Annotated in this window: 15 protein-coding genes; 3 read left to right on the plus strand and 12 right to left on the minus strand. The window is 68.1% G+C overall.

All coding sequences use genetic code 11. The features are described 5' to 3' along the window. Window positions 1-174: 174 nt before the first annotated feature. The 4 genes from ACXJKJ_RS03985 to ACXJKJ_RS04000 all read right to left on the minus strand — a co-directional run bounded on the left by ACXJKJ_RS03985 (window position 175) and on the right by ACXJKJ_RS04000 (window position 3,955). On the minus strand, window positions 175-360 hold the full coding sequence (locus tag ACXJKJ_RS03985) for a hypothetical protein (RefSeq protein ID WP_056202941.1): 186 nt from the start codon (window positions 358-360) through the stop codon (window positions 175-177). A 13-nt stretch (window positions 361-373) separates the two neighbouring features. After that, entirely contained in the window at window positions 374-1,309 is a 936-nt protein-coding gene (lpxC, locus tag ACXJKJ_RS03990; RefSeq protein WP_056202938.1) for a UDP-3-O-acyl-N-acetylglucosamine deacetylase, read from the minus strand. Between the two features lie 18 nt (window positions 1,310-1,327). After that, complete coding sequence (locus ACXJKJ_RS03995; protein ID WP_056202934.1) at window positions 1,328-3,289, minus strand: sensor histidine kinase; 1,962 nt, start codon at window positions 3,287-3,289, stop codon at window positions 1,328-1,330. Between the two features lie 102 nt (window positions 3,290-3,391). Next, a complete protein-coding gene (locus tag ACXJKJ_RS04000; RefSeq protein WP_457389178.1) occupies window positions 3,392-3,955 on the minus strand; it encodes a TetR/AcrR family transcriptional regulator in 564 nt (187 codons plus the stop codon). Between the two features lie 114 nt (window positions 3,956-4,069). On the opposite strand from ACXJKJ_RS04000, the gene ACXJKJ_RS04005 reads away from it, so the two are divergent. Genes ACXJKJ_RS04005 through ACXJKJ_RS04015 form a run of 3 tightly spaced genes read left to right on the plus strand, consistent with a single transcriptional unit; the run spans window position 4,070 to window position 6,794 of the window. Continuing rightward, window positions 4,070-4,765, plus strand: coding sequence for an SDR family oxidoreductase (locus tag ACXJKJ_RS04005; protein WP_457389179.1), 696 nt, complete (start codon window positions 4,070-4,072; stop codon window positions 4,763-4,765). 23 nt (window positions 4,766-4,788) lie between these two features. Further along, a complete protein-coding gene (locus ACXJKJ_RS04010) occupies window positions 4,789-5,613 on the plus strand; it encodes an alpha/beta hydrolase (protein WP_457389180.1) in 825 nt (274 codons plus the stop codon). Beyond that, window positions 5,610-6,794, plus strand: coding sequence for a Bcr/CflA family efflux MFS transporter (locus tag ACXJKJ_RS04015; RefSeq protein WP_457389181.1), 1,185 nt, complete (start codon window positions 5,610-5,612; stop codon window positions 6,792-6,794). The genes ACXJKJ_RS04010 and ACXJKJ_RS04015 overlap by 4 nt, the downstream gene beginning before the upstream one ends. 52 nt (window positions 6,795-6,846) lie before the next feature. Here the strand turns inward: ACXJKJ_RS04015 and ftsZ are convergent, their stop codons facing one another. The 8 genes from ftsZ to murD form a co-directional block, all read right to left on the minus strand. Then, complete coding sequence (ftsZ, locus tag ACXJKJ_RS04020; protein WP_056202920.1) at window positions 6,847-8,085, minus strand: cell division protein FtsZ; 1,239 nt, start codon at window positions 8,083-8,085, stop codon at window positions 6,847-6,849. 81 nt (window positions 8,086-8,166) lie between these two features. Further along, window positions 8,167-9,396: a cell division protein FtsA gene (gene ftsA / locus ACXJKJ_RS04025; protein ID WP_056202917.1), complete on the minus strand. Its 1,230-nt coding sequence runs from the start codon at window positions 9,394-9,396 to the stop codon at window positions 8,167-8,169. 8 nt (window positions 9,397-9,404) lie between these two features. Further along, window positions 9,405-10,235 (minus strand): cell division protein FtsQ/DivIB, encoded by an 831-nt coding sequence (locus ACXJKJ_RS04030; protein WP_457389182.1) that lies wholly within the window; start codon window positions 10,233-10,235, stop codon window positions 9,405-9,407. Next, window positions 10,232-11,209 carry a D-alanine--D-alanine ligase gene (locus ACXJKJ_RS04035; protein ID WP_457389183.1) on the minus strand — a complete coding sequence of 326 codons (978 nt, stop codon included), beginning with the start codon at window positions 11,207-11,209 and terminating at the stop codon, window positions 10,232-10,234. Before ACXJKJ_RS04035 ends, ACXJKJ_RS04030 begins: the two co-directional genes overlap by 4 nt. Further along, window positions 11,206-12,594, minus strand: coding sequence for a UDP-N-acetylmuramate--L-alanine ligase (gene murC, locus ACXJKJ_RS04040; protein WP_457389184.1), 1,389 nt, complete (start codon window positions 12,592-12,594; stop codon window positions 11,206-11,208). Before murC ends, ACXJKJ_RS04035 begins: the two co-directional genes overlap by 4 nt. Next, on the minus strand, window positions 12,591-13,664 hold the full coding sequence (murG, locus tag ACXJKJ_RS04045) for an undecaprenyldiphospho-muramoylpentapeptide beta-N-acetylglucosaminyltransferase (RefSeq protein WP_457389185.1): 1,074 nt from the start codon (window positions 13,662-13,664) through the stop codon (window positions 12,591-12,593). Before murG ends, murC begins: the two co-directional genes overlap by 4 nt. Beyond that, window positions 13,661-14,917, minus strand: coding sequence for a putative lipid II flippase FtsW (ftsW, locus tag ACXJKJ_RS04050; RefSeq protein ID WP_056202902.1), 1,257 nt, complete (start codon window positions 14,915-14,917; stop codon window positions 13,661-13,663). Before ftsW ends, murG begins: the two co-directional genes overlap by 4 nt. A gap of 73 nt (window positions 14,918-14,990) precedes the next feature. After that, a complete protein-coding gene (gene murD / locus ACXJKJ_RS04055) occupies window positions 14,991-16,673 on the minus strand; it encodes a UDP-N-acetylmuramoyl-L-alanine--D-glutamate ligase (RefSeq protein WP_457389186.1) in 1,683 nt (560 codons plus the stop codon).

Raw genomic sequence — 16,673 nt, forward strand, 5'->3', positions numbered from 1 at the left:
CAATCCACTGCGCTTCCCCGGCCCCCCGGCCTTCTCCGCGCGTGGCGCCCGGTTTGTGGAGTCCCGGACTGGGCCGCTGCAACGCGAACAGCGACCGTGATTGCATTCTGAGCACATGCCGCCGGCCTCGCATCCCCGCAAGCCAAGGGGGCGCGCGATGCGGCGTGACGAGCGTCACAGCAACAGCGCCAATCGCTCCAGGATGAGCACGCCGAAGAAGGCCAAACCGGCCACCAGCGTCCATTTCATGATCATCAGCCCAAGCCGCCGCCAGCGCGCCTGGCCGGTGGCGATGGAAAAGGCGAAGCACAGGACGGCCGAGAACAGCAGCAGGCCGACGACGAGGCGGGCAATCAGCATGTAAACGCTCTCATCACCATGCTGGTGCAAGCTCGGCGAAGCCCTTGGGCGCTGCGCGCTCGTCGTCGAAACTGACGATCTCGTAGGCGGCCTCGTCGGCCAGCAGCGCGCGCAGCAGCTTGTTGTTCAGCGCATGGCCACCCTTGAAGGAGGTGTACGCCGCCAGCAGCGGCATGCCGGCGACCTGCATGTCACCGATGGCATCCAGGATCTTGTGCTTGACGAACTCGTCGTCATAGCGAAGGCCGTCGGCGTTCAGCACCTTGTAGTCGTCGACGACGATGGCGTTGTCCATGGAGCCGCCCAGCGTCAGGCCGCGCGAGCGCATCAGGTCGATGTCGGCCGTCATGCCGAAGGTGCGTGCGCGGGCGATCTCCTTCTTGTAGGTACCCGAACCCATGTCGAAGACAAAGCTGCTGCCGGTGGCGGCCACGGCCGGGTTGTCGAACTCGATCTCGAAGCTCAGTGTGTAGCCGTGATGCGGCTCCAGCCGCGCCCACATCAGCTTCTTGCCCTCGCCGTGGCGCACTTCGATGGGCTTCTTCACGCGCAGGAAGCGCTTGGGCGCGTCCTGCATGACGATGCCGGCCGACTGCAGCAGGAAGACGAAGCTCGCCGCGGAGCCATCCAACACCGGCACCTCGTCGGCGTTGATGTCGATGATGAGGTTGTCCAGGCCCAGGCCCGCGCAGGCGGACAGCAGATGCTCGATGGTCTGCACCTTGGGCGCGCCCGGGTCGCCGCCAGGGCTGATGGTGGTGGCCATGCGCGTGTCGCTGACCGACGTCACACCGACCGGGATGTCGACCGGTGGGCAGAGGTCGACGCGGCGGAAGACGATACCGGTGTCAGCCGGCGCTGGGCGCAATGTCAGCTCGACCTTCTGGCCGCTGTGGATGCCGACGCCGACGGCGCGTGTGATCGACTTCAGGGTGCGTTGCTTGACCATGGGGTCAATTGTCCAAGATCAGACCTCGCCTTTGCGCTCCACGGGCAATCTGAGCGACAGGCGCGTGCCCATGCCGGGCTGGGAGTCGATGCGCAGCTTGCCGCCCAGGCGCTGGGCGCGCTTGATCTGGCTCTTCAGGCCGCGGCCGTGCTGAATGCTCTGCAGGTCGAAGCCGGCGCCATCGTCCTCGACGCGGATCTCAACATAGCTGCCGTGGTGGCGCGTCACCATGCGCACGCGGCTGGCCTGGGCATGCTTGAGCACGTTGTTCAGTGCCTCCTGCATCAGGCGCAGCACATGCAGCGCGTCGGGCGGCTCCAGCCAGGCCAGGGGCGGCAGGTCCTGCACGTCCCAGTCAAGCTTGAGGCCGCCGATCTGCAGCCTTTTTCCCAGGCGGTAGCGCATCGTCGCCAGCAGCGAGACGAGGTCGTGGCCGACCGGCTCCAGCGAGTCGATGACCAGGCGCAGGTCGTCCACGCATTCGCGCAGCACCTCCACGCACTGCTCGTGCGACATGCTGCCCTGCTCCATCGCCACCAGCGCCGACAGCAGCGAGGAGCCGAGGCCATCATGCATGTCGGCCATGATGCGCTGACGCTCCAGCAGCAGGGCCTGCTGGCGCTCGGCCTCGCGCAGCTGCGCGTTCTGCGCATGCAGCACCGAGACCTGCTCGTCCAGGTCCTCCTGCAGCTGGCTGTTCTCGGCCTGGACCTGCTCGACGGCACCGACATAGCGGCGCTGCACCGCATGCAGGAAGCTGAGCATGACGGCCAGCGTCGCGAACGGCATCAGGAAGAAGTGTTCGGGCCAGGCCCAGCCGGCCAGCACGGCGAGGTCGTGGCCGCCGATGACGACGCCGATGACCAGCGCCACGGCCATGATGCGCAGCTCGGTGCGGCGCTCCCGCCAGGCCAGGAAAGCCACCCAGGCCGTGCCGATGGTGGCGACGCCGGCCGTGACGGCGTACTGCATGACGACCATGTCGAGCTGGCGCAGCCACAGCGGCATGCTGAGCAGGCTCACCAACGTCACGCTGGCGGTCAACGCCCACTCCAGCCACAGGATGCGCCGGCTCGCAAAGCGCAGCGCGAACAACAGCGCCGTCAGCATGACCCAGCCCATGGATGCGTGTGTGGCCCACCAGAACCAGTCCTGCCCCGCCGGCGAAGCCGGCAGGCTGACGTAATAGTGCAGGTTGCGCACCATCCATGCGGCGGCACCGAGGGCAAACAGCCCATAGATGGCCTCGGGGCGGCGCAACCACAGCGTCAGCGCGAACAGCCCTAGCACCGCCAGCGTCAGGCTGACGGCCTGGGGCAGGCCGTTTTGGGCGCGCACCCGCCACAGCCAGCGTCTTTCCAGCTGATCGCGCGGGGCGATCCAGATGCGTGACACCGCGTGATAGCTGCCCGCCGGCACCGGCAGAGCGACGACCACGTCCAGCCCCTGGGCACCGATGCCGGGCAAGGGCAGCCACAGGGGCTGCACCCATTGCTCGCGCTCGGCATGCTGGTTGTCCAGCAGGGCCTGCCAGCCTTTGTCGGTGCGGGCCAGCACCGCGGCCGACAACGTGACCAGACGCGGCAGATACAAGGCCATGGCTTCGTCCCGCCCGCCCGGTACGTGAAGTCGGTACCAGCGCATCTCGTAGCCCCGCGCATCGCTGACCATGGCCGCGCCGGGGCGTGAGCGCACGTCAGGCATCGCCACGGGCTTCCAGGCCGCTTCGTCCTCGGGAGGCAGCAGTTCAGGCGGCAGCTCGAGATGGTCGCCGCCGGCCACCGTGTGGTGGCGCAGTGCGGTCCACCAGACGTCGAGCTGGTCGCGCGTCCAGGCGGTGGTGGCAAGCTCAGCGGGGGCCGCGTCATCGCTCCCGGCCCGTGCGCTGGGTTGGGGCAATCGCTGTGCCTGTAACGGCAGACAGGCCAGCAAGGCCAGCAGCAGCAGGCCGCGGCGCCATAGCAGGCCCAACTCAAGCATCCCTATGATTTCTTCTAGGCGTTGACATGGGGCGCGAGCATGCCACAGGGGCTGGCCGCGCCCCAACCACCGCAGCACCGCTGGGCGGCGGGTGGCGACCGTTCAGCCGCCGGCAGGCAGACTCTTGCGGGCGGCCTCGCGGAGTTCGCTGGACAGCGCGGTGTCGCCGCCGACAGCGCGCGACAGCAACAGCGCCCCCACCAGCGTGGACAGCATGGCCAGCGCCTGCTCGCGTTGCTCGGGCGCCGAGTCGGCTGGCATCTGTTCCTGCAGCGTCGCCACGAGGTTGGCGACGCCCTCTGCAAACACCTCCCGCACGGCCGGCCCGCCGCGCGCCGCGTCGCCTGCCAGCGCGACCAGGCCGCAGCCGGCACCGATATGGTCACGGTGAGCGTCGGACAGATAGGCCTTGACCCAGGCCTGCAGGCTGCGGTCGGCCTGCGTCTTCCACTGCTCGCGGTTGGCCTGCAGCGCGCGCCGCGTCGCCTGGGCGGCCAAGTCGTCCTTGGACTCGAAGTGGCCATAGAAGCCGCCACGCGTCAGGCCAGCGGCCTGCATCAGGTCGTTCAGGCCGATGCCATCGAAGCCGCGCTCGCGAAACAGCTGGGCGGCGTTGTCGAGGATGCGTTCGCGGTTCTCTTCGGCCTGGGCGCGGCTGACCTTCATCGCGGTCTCCTGGGGTCTTTGGTGGGCGGGCTTGACGCATTTTATATGTTGACCGACATTTATATCAATCATGTCGTTCGACATGAATAAGCAGATCGAGAAGGAATTGCCACCATGAGGCTCAAGAACGCCGTCGTCTTCATCACCGGTGCCAACCGCGGCCTGGGCCGCGCCTTTGCCCAGGCCGCGCTGGCCACGGGCGCCGCCAAGGTCTATGCCGCCGCGCGTGACCCGGCCTCCATCGATCTGCCCGGCGTCGTGCCCGTCGCACTGGACGTAACCGACCCCACCCAGGTGGCCGCCGCGGCTGCGCAATGTACGGATGTGACGCTGCTGATCAACAACGCGGGCATCTCGCAGCAGGCCGGCGTTCTCGGCGCGGATGCCATCGCGACGGCGCGCCGCCATCTGGACACCAACTTCTTCGGCGTCTGGGCGCTGACCCAGGCCTTCGCGCCGGTGCTGCAGGCCAACGGCGGCGGCGCGGTGCTGAATGTGCTGTCCGTGCTGAGCTGGGTGACGGTACCGGGCCTGACGCCCTACAGCGCCAGCAAGGCCGCCGCCTGGGCGCTGAGCAATGGGCTGCGCAGCGAGCTGAAGGCCCAGGACACGCAGCTGACCAGTCTGCATGTGGGCTATATGGACACCGACATGACGCGCGGCCTGGACGCGCCCAAGTCTGCGCCGGCCGATGTCGCCCGCATGGCCCTGGCCGGGCTGGAGGCCGGCGCCTTCGAGGTGCTGGCTGACGACATCAGCCGCCAGGTCAAGCAGAGCCTGTCCACGGCCGCGCCAGCTTACGCGGGCTGAGCCCCGAAACTCAGGAGAACGCCATGCTCGCCTCCCCTGCCCTTGCAGCGCCTTTCACGGCCCATGACGACGGCCACCTCGCAGCGGCCCGCCATGCCTTCTCGGCGCCCGAGCGCGTGCCGCTGACGGCCGAGGAGCGCGCTGCGTTGGCTTGCCACGCCGAACCGCCGCTGCGCCACGAAGGCCTCAAGCTCGCGCGCTGGACGCTGGGCGTCGGCCCACGCGTTGTCCTCGTCCACGGCTGGAACAGCCGCGGTGCCCATCTGCTCGGCTTCGCCCGGCCCCTGGTCGAGGCCGGCTTCTCGGTCACCCTTTTCGATCTACCCGCCCATGGCGACTCGACCGGTCATGCGGCCAGCGTCGTGCATGCCGGCCGCGCACTGCGCGCCGTGGTGGCCGACATCGGCAAGGAGGTGCACGGCGTCATCGGCCATTCGATGGGCTCGGCCGCCGCGCTGCTCGCGTTTGCCCACGGCTGGCGAGTCGGGCGCAGCGTGCACCTGGCCGGCCCCTCCTCGCTGTCGCCCATGGTCAAGGGCCTGGCCGCCGCTCAAGGCCTGGGCCCGGCGGATGCGGCCGCATTTGCGGGCTGGGTGGAACGCTTCATCGGCACGCGCATCACCTATGTGGACCTGGAAAGGCTGCAGCATGGCCTGCTTCACCCCAGCCTGATCGTGCACGACCCCGAGGACCGCACCGTGCCCATTGCTGCATCCGAGGCGCTGCATGCGGCTTGGGCTGGCTCGCATCTGCAGCGCGTGAGCGGGCTTGGCCATCGCCGTCTGCTGGCGGATGCCGACGTCATTGCGCGCAGCATTGCCTTCATTGCCGAAGGAGCCAGGCAATGAGCGCCGTGCCCCGCCCCTGGCTGCTGACGCTGGCCGCGCTGTCAGCGCTGGCGACGCTGTCCACCAACATCCTGCTGCCGTCTCTGCCCGTGATGGCGCAGGCCCTGGGGTCGAGCGAGGCGGCCATGACGGCGGTGCTCAGCCTCTTCCTCGCCGTGTTCGCGCTGGCCCAACTCATCGTCGGCCCGCTGTCGGACCGCATCGGCCGCCGGCCCGTGGTGCTGGGCGGCTTGGCCGTCTTCATCGTGGGCAGCGTGGTTTGTGCTTTGGCGAGCGATCTGCCGTTGCTGCTGCTCGGCCGCGCGCTTCAGGCCGTCGGCGTCGCCGCCGCGTCGGTGCTGGCACGCGCCGCCGCGCGCGACCGTTTCGAAGGCCCGCAACTCGCTGCGCTGCTCGGCCGCATCATGGTCGTCATGGCCGCCGCGCCGGGCTTCTCGCCGCTGCTGGGTGGTCTTGTACAGGCCGCCTGGGGCTGGCGGGCGCTGTTTGTCGCGCTGGTGCTGGCGGGGATGACGCTGGCGGCGGCCTATGTAGGCATCGTCGGCGAGACGCTGCCGGCCGAGAGACGGCGACACCAGCCGGCCAGCGCGCTGGCACGCGGCTACGTCGTGCTGCTGGGTGATGCGCGCTTCATGCGCCCGGCACTCGCCACCGCCGCCATCCTCGGCGCGCTGTTTGCGTTCTTCGGCACCGCGCCGCTGGTGCTGGCGCGCGACTTCGGTTTCAGCGCACTGCAGGTCGGGCTGTTCTTTGCCACGTCCGTGTTCGTCGTCTTCGCAGCAGGGCAGACCGCGCCGCGCTGGGCCGCGCGCTGGGGTGGCCCCACCGTGCTGCGCATTGGCGCAGCGCTGGCAACACTCGGCGGCCTGACGATGCTTGTCGCGAGTGGCGCCGGTCTCGCGGGCTTTGCCGTCGCGGTGGGCATCTTCCTGTTCGGCATGGGGCTGGTCTCACCCACTGGCACCGCACTGGCGTTGACGCCATTTGCATCGCAGGCCGGCCAGGCCTCCGCGCTGCTGGGCTTTCTGCAGATGGCGGCAGCGGCACTGCTGACAACGGCTGCCGCGACGTTGCCCGGTGCGCGCATGGATGCCTTGGCCCTGGTGCTGGCGGGAGGCGGTTTGCTGGCCCTGCTTTCTGGCGCCGCAAAGCCGGCCGCGGCGGTAGTACGCGCGTCCTGACAAAGCAAAAGGGCGAGCCTCACGGCTCGCCCTTCTTAGGATCAGCGACTGATCAGTCTGCCTGCTTGCGCAGGAAGGCCGGGATCTCGATCTCGTCCATGCCGTTGGACGACAGCGCCTCGACCTTGGCCGCGGCACTGCCCGAGCGGCCATGACGCCAGACGCTGGGCACATTGGCGTTCGCAAAGTCGCCCAGGCCGAGGCCGACATTGGCCTGCTGGCCCGTGGCCGGCGTGGCCATGGCCACGGCCTGCGTCAGCACGGGCATGCCGTCGGTACCGTTGCGCACCACCTGCTGGGTCTGCACGACCTGCAGCGGCGCCTGCTGGCGGGCGCGGCCGGCCGTCAGGCCGGTGGCGATGACGGTCACGCGCAGCGCGTCGCCCAGGCTCTCGTCGTAGGCGGTGCCGAAGATGACGTGCGCTTCATCCGAGGCGTAGCGCTTGATCGCGTTCATCGCGTTGCGCGACTCGCTGAGCTTGAAGTTGCTGCGGCCCGCGGCGATCAGCACCAGCACGCCACGCGCACCGGAGAGGTCGATGCCTTCCAGCAGCGGGCAGGCCACGGCCGCTTCGGCGGCCTTGGCGGCGCGGTCCGGGCCGGTGGCTTGCGCCGTGCCCATCATGGCCTTGCCCGGCTCGCTCATCACCGTCTTGACGTCTTCGAAGTCAACGTTGACCAGGCCGGGAATGTGGATGATGTCGGAAATGCCGCCAACGGCGTTCTTCAGCACGTCATTGGCATGCGCGAAGGCCTGATCCTGCGTGACATCGTCGCCCAGCACATCGAGCAGCTTGTCATTCAGCACGACGATCAGCGAGTCGACATTGGCCTCGAGTTCAGCCAGGCCGGCATCGGCCGCCTTGGCGCGCCGGCCGCCTTCGAAATCGAAGGGTTTGGTGACGACGCCGACCGTCAGGATGCCCATTTCCTTGGCAACCCGGGCAATCACCGGCGCAGCACCSGTGCCGGTACCACCGCCCATACCGGCGGTGATGAACAGCATATTGGCGCCGGCGATGGATTCGCGAATGCGGTTTTCGGCCTCTTCAGCCGCCGCCTTGCCCATTTCGGGTTTGGCGCCGGCGCCGAGGCCGGAGGTGCCGAGTTGCAGCAACTGGTCGGCCTTGGACCGATTCAGCGCCTGCGCGTCGGTATTCGCGCAGATGAATTCCACGCCTTGAACGCCCTGGGCGATCATGTGGTCTACGGCGTTGCCGCCGCCGCCACCGACCCCGATCACCTTGATTTGGGTGCCTTGGTCAAACTCTTCGATCATCTCGATGGGCATATCAAACCTCCTACTGCAATTGTGCCGTGGCACAGATAGATTGACTAGTTGCTGAAACAAATTTTTCGTAATTCGTGGGGGTCAAAAATTCCCCATGAACCAATCCTTGACCCGGCCGAGCAGGGTTTGCACCGAGCCAGCCTGCTGCGCTGCCTTGAAACCCCGGCTGCGTGACAGCCGGGCCTCCTCCAGCAGGCCCATGACGGTGGCCGATCGGGGGTTGGCAACCATGTCGTAAAGGGCCCCCGAATAGGTGGGCAGGCCGCGGCGGACGGGTTTCAGGAAAATATCCTCGGCGAGTTCCACCATGCCCGGCATGACGGCCGATCCACCGGTCAACACGATGCCGGAGGACAGCAATTCCTCATACCCGCTCTCACGAATGACCTGATGCACCAGGGAAAAGATTTCCTCGACGCGCGGCTCGATGACGCCGGCCAGCGCCTGCTTGGACAACATCCTGGGGCTGCGGTCGCCCAGGCCGGGCACTTCCACCTGGTCGGAGGGGTCGGCCAGCAGCTGCTTGGCGACGCCATATTCGACCTTGATTTCCTCGGCGTCCTTGGTCGGCGTGCGCAGCGCCATCGCGATATCGCTGGTGATCAAGTCGCCCGCGATGGGGATGACGGCGGTATGGCGGATCGAGCCGCCGGTGAATATCGCCACATCGGTCGTGCCGGCGCCAATATCGACCAGCGCAACCCCCAGGTCGCGTTCGTCGGCGGTCAGGGCGGCATGGCTGGAGGCGCTCGGGTTCAAAACCAGCTGATCCACTTCCAAACCGCAGCGGCGCACGCATTTGACAATGTTTTCGGCCGCACTCTGTGCGCCGGTCACGATATGGACCTTGACCTCCAGCCGGCCACCGCTCATGCCGACGGGCTCCTTCACCTCATGGCCGTCGATGACAAATTCCTGCGGCTCGACCAGCAGCAGGCGCTGGTCGTTGGGAATATTGATGGCCTTGGCGGTTTCGACGACGCGGGTCACATCGACCGGCGTGACCTCCTTGTCGCGCACGATGACCATGCCGGTGGAGTTCTGGCCGCGGATATGGCTGCCCGTAATCCCCGTGTAAACCCTAGATATTTTGCAGTCGGCCATCATTTCGGCCTCTTTCAAGGCCTGCTGGATGGACTGGACGGTGGCGTCGATATTGACGACGACGCCGCGCTTCAAGCCATGCGACGGCGCCACCCCCAGGCCGGCAATGCGCAAATCCCCCCCCGGCAAAACCTCGGCCACGACGGCCATGATCTTGGCAGTCCCAATATCCAGCCCGACGACCAAATCCTTGTATTCCTTGGCCATGTCCGTCCTCAACGTTTTCTATTTACGGGTTTACCCGGGGTGTTCGTCGTCACGCCGCGCAGCTTGACCGCGTAGCCGTCGGCGTGGCGCAGGTCGGCGGACAGCAGTGGGCTGCGGTAGGTCGCCGTGACCTGCGTGATGGATTGGGCGAAGCGGCCGAAGCGCTCGACCACGTCGGTCTCGCTGCCGCGGCCCAGTTCGACAACGRCGCCGCTGCCCAGCGTCGCGCGCCAGGAGCCGCGGCCCGACAGGTCCAGGCGGTCGATGCCCTCGCCGAGTTTTTCAGCGGCTGGCGACAGCGCCCGCCACATCTGCAGCATCGCGCCGGCGGTCTGCGCCGGGCCGGCGAGTACCGGCAGGGTTTCGTCCTCGACGTCGCCGAGATTGGCCTGGAAGACTTCGCCGAAGCTGTTGACCAGGGCCCGTTCGGCCGCGGCCTCGGTCGCAGAGTCAGCACCATCGGTGCGCGCCTCCCAATAGGCGGCGGCCCGGTGTTCCTCGAGATTGACCCGCAGCCGCATCGGCCAGACGCGCGTCAGCTGCGCGCGCCGCACCCAGGGCACAGCCTCGAAAGCGGCGCGGCCGTCCTTCAGGCTCATGCTGAGAAAGGAGCCGTGCAGGCGCGGCAGGGCATTGGCGCGCAGCGAGGCCACGCTGTTGCGGCTGACATCGCCCTCCACCTGGATGGCACGCAGGTTGAACGCCGGCAGGCGCACGACCCAGCGCAGCACACCCCAAGCGGCGGTTGCCACCAGCGCAGCCACGAGCAGCGCCGACACCGCATTCATCAGGCGGATATCGGACGGCAGCGCGGCGGTGGCGGCGGCGGCGGAGTTCACGTGATCAGGCGATCCAGCCTGGCCTGGGCAAGCAGCCACAGGCACAGATGCGGGTAGTCGACGCCCACGGCCTGCGCGGCCTTGGGCACCAGGGAGTGCGACGTCATTCCGGGGCTGGTGTTCATCTCCAGCAGGAAGGGCTTCATGTCGGACTTGCGCAGCATCAGGTCGGCGCGACCCCAGCCGCGGCAGCCGAGCAGGCGATAGGCATGCAGCACGAGGCGACCGATCTCGGCCTCCAGCGCGGCGGGCAGCGAGCCGAACAGATACTGCGTCGTGTCGGTCTCGTACTTGTTCGCGAAGTCGTAATTGCCGGCCTCGGCGCGGATCTCGATGACGGGTAGCGCGACGGCGCCCTCGCCTTCACCCAGCACGGCGCAGGTCAGCTCGGGCCCTTCGATGCACTGCTCGAACAGCAGCTCATCGTCAAAGCCCAGGGCCAACTCGACAGCGCCCTGCATGTCGGAGTAGCCGGCGGCCTTGGTGATGCCGATGCTCGAACCCTCGTGCGGCGGCTTCACGACGACGGGCAGGCCGAGCGTGTCGGGAATCGTGCGGATGCGCTCGCGAGTCAGGTCGGCGCGGGACAGCGCCAGGTATTGCGGCGTCGGCAGGCCCTCATTGGCCCACAGCCGCTTGGTCATGGTTTTGTCCATCGCGACGCCGGAGGCCGTCACGCCGGAGCCGGTGTAGGGAACGCCCAGCCATTCGAGAGCGCCTTGGATGGTGCCGTCCTCGCCGCCGCGACCGTGCAACGCGATGAAGGCACGATCAAAGCCCTCGTCCTTCAGGGCTTGCAACGGACGTTTGGCGGGATCGAAGGCGTGCGCATCGACGCCGATGGATTGCAGCGCGGCCAGCACGCCGTTGCCGCTCATCAGCGACACCGGCCGCTCGGCGCTGTGGCCACCGAAGAGCACGGCAACCTTGCCGAGCGCCTTGGCATCGATGTTCAGATCGACAGGCGACTTCATGCTGCGCCTCCTTGGAAATGCGCCGCGACGCGGCCCGGCAGGCTGCTCATCGAGCCTGCTCCCATGCCGATGACGACATCGCCATCGCGGGTCAACGTGGCCAGCGCCGCCGGCATGTCGGCCACGCCGGCCACGAAATTCGACGTGCCCACGGCCTGAGCGAGCGCCTCACCGGTCGCACCTTCGATGCGCGCCTCGCCGGCCGAGTACACCTCGGTCAGCAGCACGACGTCTGCGCCGCCCATCACTCGCACGAAGTCGGCAAAACAGTCCCGCGTGCGCGTGTAGCGGTGCGGCTGGAAGGCCAGCACCAGGCGGCGGCCCGGGTAGGCGCCGCGTGCGGCGGCCAGCACGGCGGCCATCTCGACCGGGTGGTGGCCGTAGTCGTCGACCAGTTCGAAGCGGCCGCCATCGGCCGCCGGCCATTCGCCATGCTTCTCGAAGCGGCGGCCGACGCCGGAGAAATTCTTCAGTGCCCGCTGGATGGCCTCGTCCGGGCAGTCCAGCTCCATCGCGATGGCGATGGCCGCGAGCGCATTGCGCACGTTGTGCTCGCCGGCCAGATTGAGCAGCACGTCCAGGTCGGCCGCGCCCTCGCGCTGGCAGCTGAAGCGCATCTGCGCGCCGGCCAGCGCCTGCACATCGACCGCGCGCACGCCGACACCCGCGGACAAGCCGTAGCTGACGACCGGCCGCTCGATGCGGCCGAGGATGGCCCGCACGCCCGGGTCGTCGGCGCACACCACCGCCGCGCCGTAGAAGGGCATGCGGTGCAGGAATTCGATGAAGGCGTCGTGAAGCCGCTCGACCGAATGACCATAGGTGTCCATGTGGTCCTCGTCGATGTTGGTGACGACGGACAGCACGGGGCTGAGCTTCAGGAAGGAGGCATCGCTCTCGTCGGCCTCGACGACGATGAACTCGCCCTTGCCGAGGCGCGAGTTGGCGCCGGCGGCGTTGAGCTTGCCGCCGATGACAAAGGTCGGGTCCAGGCCCGCTTCGACGAGGATGGCGGTGACCAGGGAGGTCGTCGTCGTCTTGCCATGCGTGCCGGCGATGGCGATGCCGCGGCGCAGCCGCATCAGCTCGGCCAGCATGACAGCGCGCGGCACCACCGGCACCTGACGGCCGCGAGCGGCCTGCACTTCGGGGTTATCGGCGGCGACGGCGGTGCTGGTAACCAGGGCCTGCGCGTCGCCGATGTTGGGCGCCGCATGGCCAATCTCGACACGCAGGCCCAGGGTACGCAGGCGCTCGGTCGTCGCGCTCTCGACGGCATCCGAGCCGCTGACCGTGAAGCCGAGGTTGTGCAGGATCTCGGCGATGCCGCTCATGCCGGCGCCGCCAATGCCCACGAAATGCAGTCGTTGAACCGCGTGCTTCACTTCAGCATTCCTTCGATTTCATCGGCCACACGCGCGGCGGCCCGAGGACGAGCCAAACCACGGGCCTTCTCGCCCATCGCGAGCAAGGCACTGCGGTCCAGGCTGCTCAGCAGTTCATGCAGCTTGGCCGGCGTCAGCTCGCCCTGGGGCAAATGGATGGCCGCGCCGTGCTGGGCCATGAAGACGGCGTTGTCGCGCTGGTGCGAGGTCGTGCTGACAACCAGCGGCACCAGCACTGCGGCGCATCCAGCCGCGCAGAGTTCGCTGACGGTGATGGCGCCTGCGCGGCAGACGACAACGTCGGCCCAGGCCAGCGCCGCTGCCATGTCGTCGATGAAGGGGCGCACTTCCGCCGACAGGCCGGCATCGGCATAGGCCTGCCAGACGGCGCCGAGATGGTCCTGCCCCGACTGGTGCAGCACCAGCGGCCGCTGTTCCTCGGGCCACAGCGCCAGCGCCTGCGGCACTACCTGGTTCAGCGCGCGCGCGCCGAGCGAGCCGCCCAGCACCAGCACATGCAGCGGACCGGACCGCTCGGCCATGCGCTCGGCGGGCGCAGCCAGTGCTTCGATCTCGGCGCGCACCGGATTGCCGCTGACGACAGCGCCCGACGTCGAAGCCGCCGCCGCACCGTCGAAGCCGAATGCAATCCGGCGCGCAAAGGGTTTCAACGCGAGGTTGCTTTTCAGCATCGCCGCATCGGCATTGACCAGCATCAGCGGCCGGCCAGTGAAGGCGGCGGTGAGGCCGCCCGGCAGGCAGACATAGCCGCCCATGCCGAGCACGGCCGTCGCATGGCGCTGCGCATAGACGCGACGCGCCTGGCCCAGCGACTTGAAGAACCCGACGATGCCGCGCAGCGCATGCTTCAGCCCCTTGCCGCGCAGGCCGGCAAACGGCAGCGCATCCAGCTCGATGCCACGTGCCGGCACCAGGCGGTTCTCCATGCCGGTCGGCGTGCCGATCCACGACACGGTCCAGCCGCGGCGCTGCATTTCCTCGGCGACCGCCAGGCCGGGAATGATGTGGCCACCGGTGCCGGCGGCCATGACGACCAGGTGCCGCGTCATGACCTGCCTCCGCGCATCATCTGCCGGTTTTCCAAGTCGATCCGCAGAACAACGGCCAGCGCCACACAGTTCATCAAGATCGCCGACCCGCCAAAGCTCATCAGCGGCAGCGTCAGCCCCTTGGTCGGCAGTGCGCCCAGATTCACGCCCATGTTGATGAAAGCCTGGCCGCCCATCCAGATGCCAATGCCCTGGGCGTAGAGACCCGCGAACACGCGGTCCAGTGCGATGGCCTGGCGGCCGATGAGGAAGCAGCGGCGGGTCAGCCAGAAGAACGCAAGGATCACCACGGCCACTCCAGCAAAACCAAGTTCCTCGCCGATGACGGCGAGCAGGAAGTCGGTATGCGCCTCGGGCAGGTAGTGCAGCTTCTCGACGCTGCCGCCCAGGCCCTGGCCCAGCCACTCGCCGCGGCCGAAGGCGATCAGGCTGTGCGTCAGCTGGTAGGCCTTGCCTTGGGCGTACTTCTCGTCCCAGGGGTTCAGGTAGGCAAAGATGCGCTCGCGGCGGAACTCGCTGAAGCTGATCATCAACACGAACGCTCCCACCAGCACCAGCGTGATGAGCAGGAACATGCGGCCGTTGACGCCGCCCAGGAACAGGATGCCCATCGCGATGGCCGCGATGACCATGAAGGCACCCATGTCGGGTTCAGCCAGCAGCAGCAGGCCGATGAAGGCCAGCGAGATCGCGATCGGCGTGACGGCCTGGAAGAAATTCTCCCGGGCGTCCATCTTGCGCATCATGTAATTGGCCGCGTACAGCGCGATGCCGAACTTGGCCAGCTCGCTGGGCTGGAAGTTCATGACGCCCAGCGGAATCCAGCGCCGCGCGCCGTAGACGACCTTGCCTATGCCAGGGATCAGCACCGCGACCAGCAGCACCAGGGCGGCGACGAAAACCCAGGGCGCCCAGCGCTCCCAGATGGCTACGGGGATCTGCACGGTGACGAGCCCTGCGACCAGCGCGAAGCCGATGGCGATCATGTGGCGCGTCAGGAAGTGCGTCGGCAGGTATTTGGCGAAGCGCGGGTTGTCGGGCAGCGCGATGGAGGCCGAATAGACCATCAAGAGGCCAAAGGCCATCAGCGCGAGCACCACCCACACCATGGTGATGTCGAAGCCCTGCAACTGCGTCGGTCGGCCGGCCGAGGTCGACACCCAGTCGCGCACCGGCACGCTGGCATCCTCGGTGTCGCCCTTTTTCCAGAGCGACTGCAGCCTGGCGGTGAAGCCGTTCAAGACCGCAGTCATTGATGCACCCTTCGCGCTGCGCGCTGTCCCGCCGAGCGGGAGCGAGCTTGCTTGGGACGGCCCGGCGCGGCGCTCATAGCGCCACCCCGCGTTCGTCGGCGAGACCCTGCACCGTGGCGACGAAGACCTCGGCGCGGTGGGCGTAGTTGCGGAACATGTCCAGGCTGGCGCAGGCGGGGGACAGCAGCACGCTGTCGCCGCTCTGGGCCTGCTGCAGGCACCAGGTCGTGGCGGCCTCCAGCGTCGCGTGGTGCTGCATGGCAATGCCGGTGTTGGCCAGCGCTGCTTCAATCTGAGGCGCATCGCGACCAATCAGCGCCACGGCGCGGGCATGGCGGGCAACACCATCGGCCAGTGGCGCGAAGTCCTGGCCCTTGCCATCGCCGCCGAGGATGAGGACCAGCTTGGCCGGCGCGCGGTCGGCACCCAGGCCGGAGATCGCGGCGACGGTAGCGCCGACATTCGTGCCCTTGGAATCGTCAAAGAACTCGACGCCTTCGATGCTACCCACGGGTTCGACGCGATGCGGCTCGCCGCGATATTCGCGCAGGCCGTGCAGCATGGGCGCCAGCTCGCAGCCGGCCGCTGTCGCCAGCGCGAGTGCCGCCAGCGCGTTCGCGGCGTTGTGGCGGCCGCGCACGCGCAGCGCATCGGCGGGCATCAGGCGCTGGATGATCAGCGGCTCTTCCTCGTCGTTCTTCTTGCGCTTGATCGTCGGGTCCAGCTCCAGGGCGCGCACCAGCCAGGTCAGGCCGCCTTCATCGACAAGGCCGAAGTCGCCTGCGACCTTGGGCGGGTTCAGACCGAAACGCACGACATGGCGCGACACGGTGCGGCCGGGCTTGCCGCGGCTGCCCTTGACGAACACCGGTGCCGGCACCAGGCCTTCGACCTCGGTGTCGTCGCGGTTGACGACGATGACGGACTCGCGGCCAAAGATGCGCGCCTTGGCACGACCATAGGCAGCCATGTCGCCATGCCAGTCGAGGTGGTCCTGGGTCAGGTTCAGCACCGCACCGGCCGTGGGTTCGAAGCCGTTGACGCCGTCAAGCTGGAAGCTGGACAGCTCCAGCACCCAGACCTCGGGCAGGGTCTCGAAGACCGGGCCACGCGGTGGCGGTGGGTCAATGGGCAGGGGCGTTTCCTCGTCGGGCAGCACCGCCGCTTCTTCCTCAGCAGCCTCCTCAACGGGAGCGTCTTCGATCTCCTCGGCCACGACTTCGGCCGGCGTTTCGACCGGTGCCGGATCGGGCTCCTTGGCCAGCGCCTCGGTCAGCGTGTCCAGCAAGGTCGGGCCGATATTGCCGGCGACGGCCACGCGCTTGCCGGCACGCTCGACGAGCAGGCCGGTCATGCAGGTCGTGGTCGTCTTGCCATTGGTCCCGGTGATGGCGAGCACGGCGGGTGCGTAGCCGTGCTGGGCCTTCAGCGCGGCCAGTGAATCAGCGAACAGATCCAGCTCGCCCCGCACTGCGGGGCCGTGGGCGTAAACAGCCGCCAGGCGCGCATCCAGCGGCGACAGGCCTGGGCTCTTCAACACCGAGTTGAAGCCCGCCACCATCTCCGCCGTCAGCTCGCCGGTGATGAACTGCGCCGACTCGCCCAGTGCTGCGCGCTGCGGCGGCTGCTCTCGAGAGTCCCACACGGTCACCTTCGCGCCGAAGCCCGCGCACCAGCGCGCCATCGCCAGGCCGGAGTCACCCAGGCCCAGCACGAGCACGCGCTGATCGACGAGTTGCGGCAGGTCCAGCTTCAT

The organism is Roseateles sp. P5_E1 (assembly GCF_054049335.1).

Bases quoted from the DNA above. Each gene is read 5' to 3' on its own strand.
- ACXJKJ_RS03985 (WP_056202941.1), bottom strand. From the start codon at position 360: ATGCTGATTGCCCGCCTCGTCGTCGGCCTGCTGCTGTTCTCGGCCGTC.
- lpxC (WP_056202938.1), bottom strand. From the start codon at position 1,309: ATGGTCAAGCAACGCACCCTGAAGTCGATCACACGCGCCGTCGGCGTC.
- ACXJKJ_RS03995 (WP_056202934.1), bottom strand. From the start codon at position 3,289: ATGCTTGAGTTGGGCCTGCTATGGCGCCGCGGCCTGCTGCTGCTGGCC.
- ACXJKJ_RS04000 (WP_457389178.1), bottom strand. From the start codon at position 3,955: ATGAAGGTCAGCCGCGCCCAGGCCGAAGAGAACCGCGAACGCATCCTC.
- ACXJKJ_RS04005 (WP_457389179.1), top strand. From the start codon at position 4,070: ATGAGGCTCAAGAACGCCGTCGTCTTCATCACCGGTGCCAACCGCGGC.
- ACXJKJ_RS04010 (WP_457389180.1), top strand. From the start codon at position 4,789: ATGCTCGCCTCCCCTGCCCTTGCAGCGCCTTTCACGGCCCATGACGAC.
- ACXJKJ_RS04015 (WP_457389181.1), top strand. From the start codon at position 5,610: ATGAGCGCCGTGCCCCGCCCCTGGCTGCTGACGCTGGCCGCGCTGTCA.
- ftsA (WP_056202917.1), bottom strand. From the start codon at position 9,396: ATGGCCAAGGAATACAAGGATTTGGTCGTCGGGCTGGATATTGGGACT.
- ACXJKJ_RS04035 (WP_457389183.1), bottom strand. From the start codon at position 11,209: ATGAAGTCGCCTGTCGATCTGAACATCGATGCCAAGGCGCTCGGCAAG.
- murG (WP_457389185.1), bottom strand. From the start codon at position 13,664: ATGACGCGGCACCTGGTCGTCATGGCCGCCGGCACCGGTGGCCACATC.
- ftsW (WP_056202902.1), bottom strand. From the start codon at position 14,917: ATGACTGCGGTCTTGAACGGCTTCACCGCCAGGCTGCAGTCGCTCTGG.
- murD (WP_457389186.1), bottom strand. From the start codon at position 16,673: ATGAAGCTGGACCTGCCGCAACTCGTCGATCAGCGCGTGCTCGTGCTG.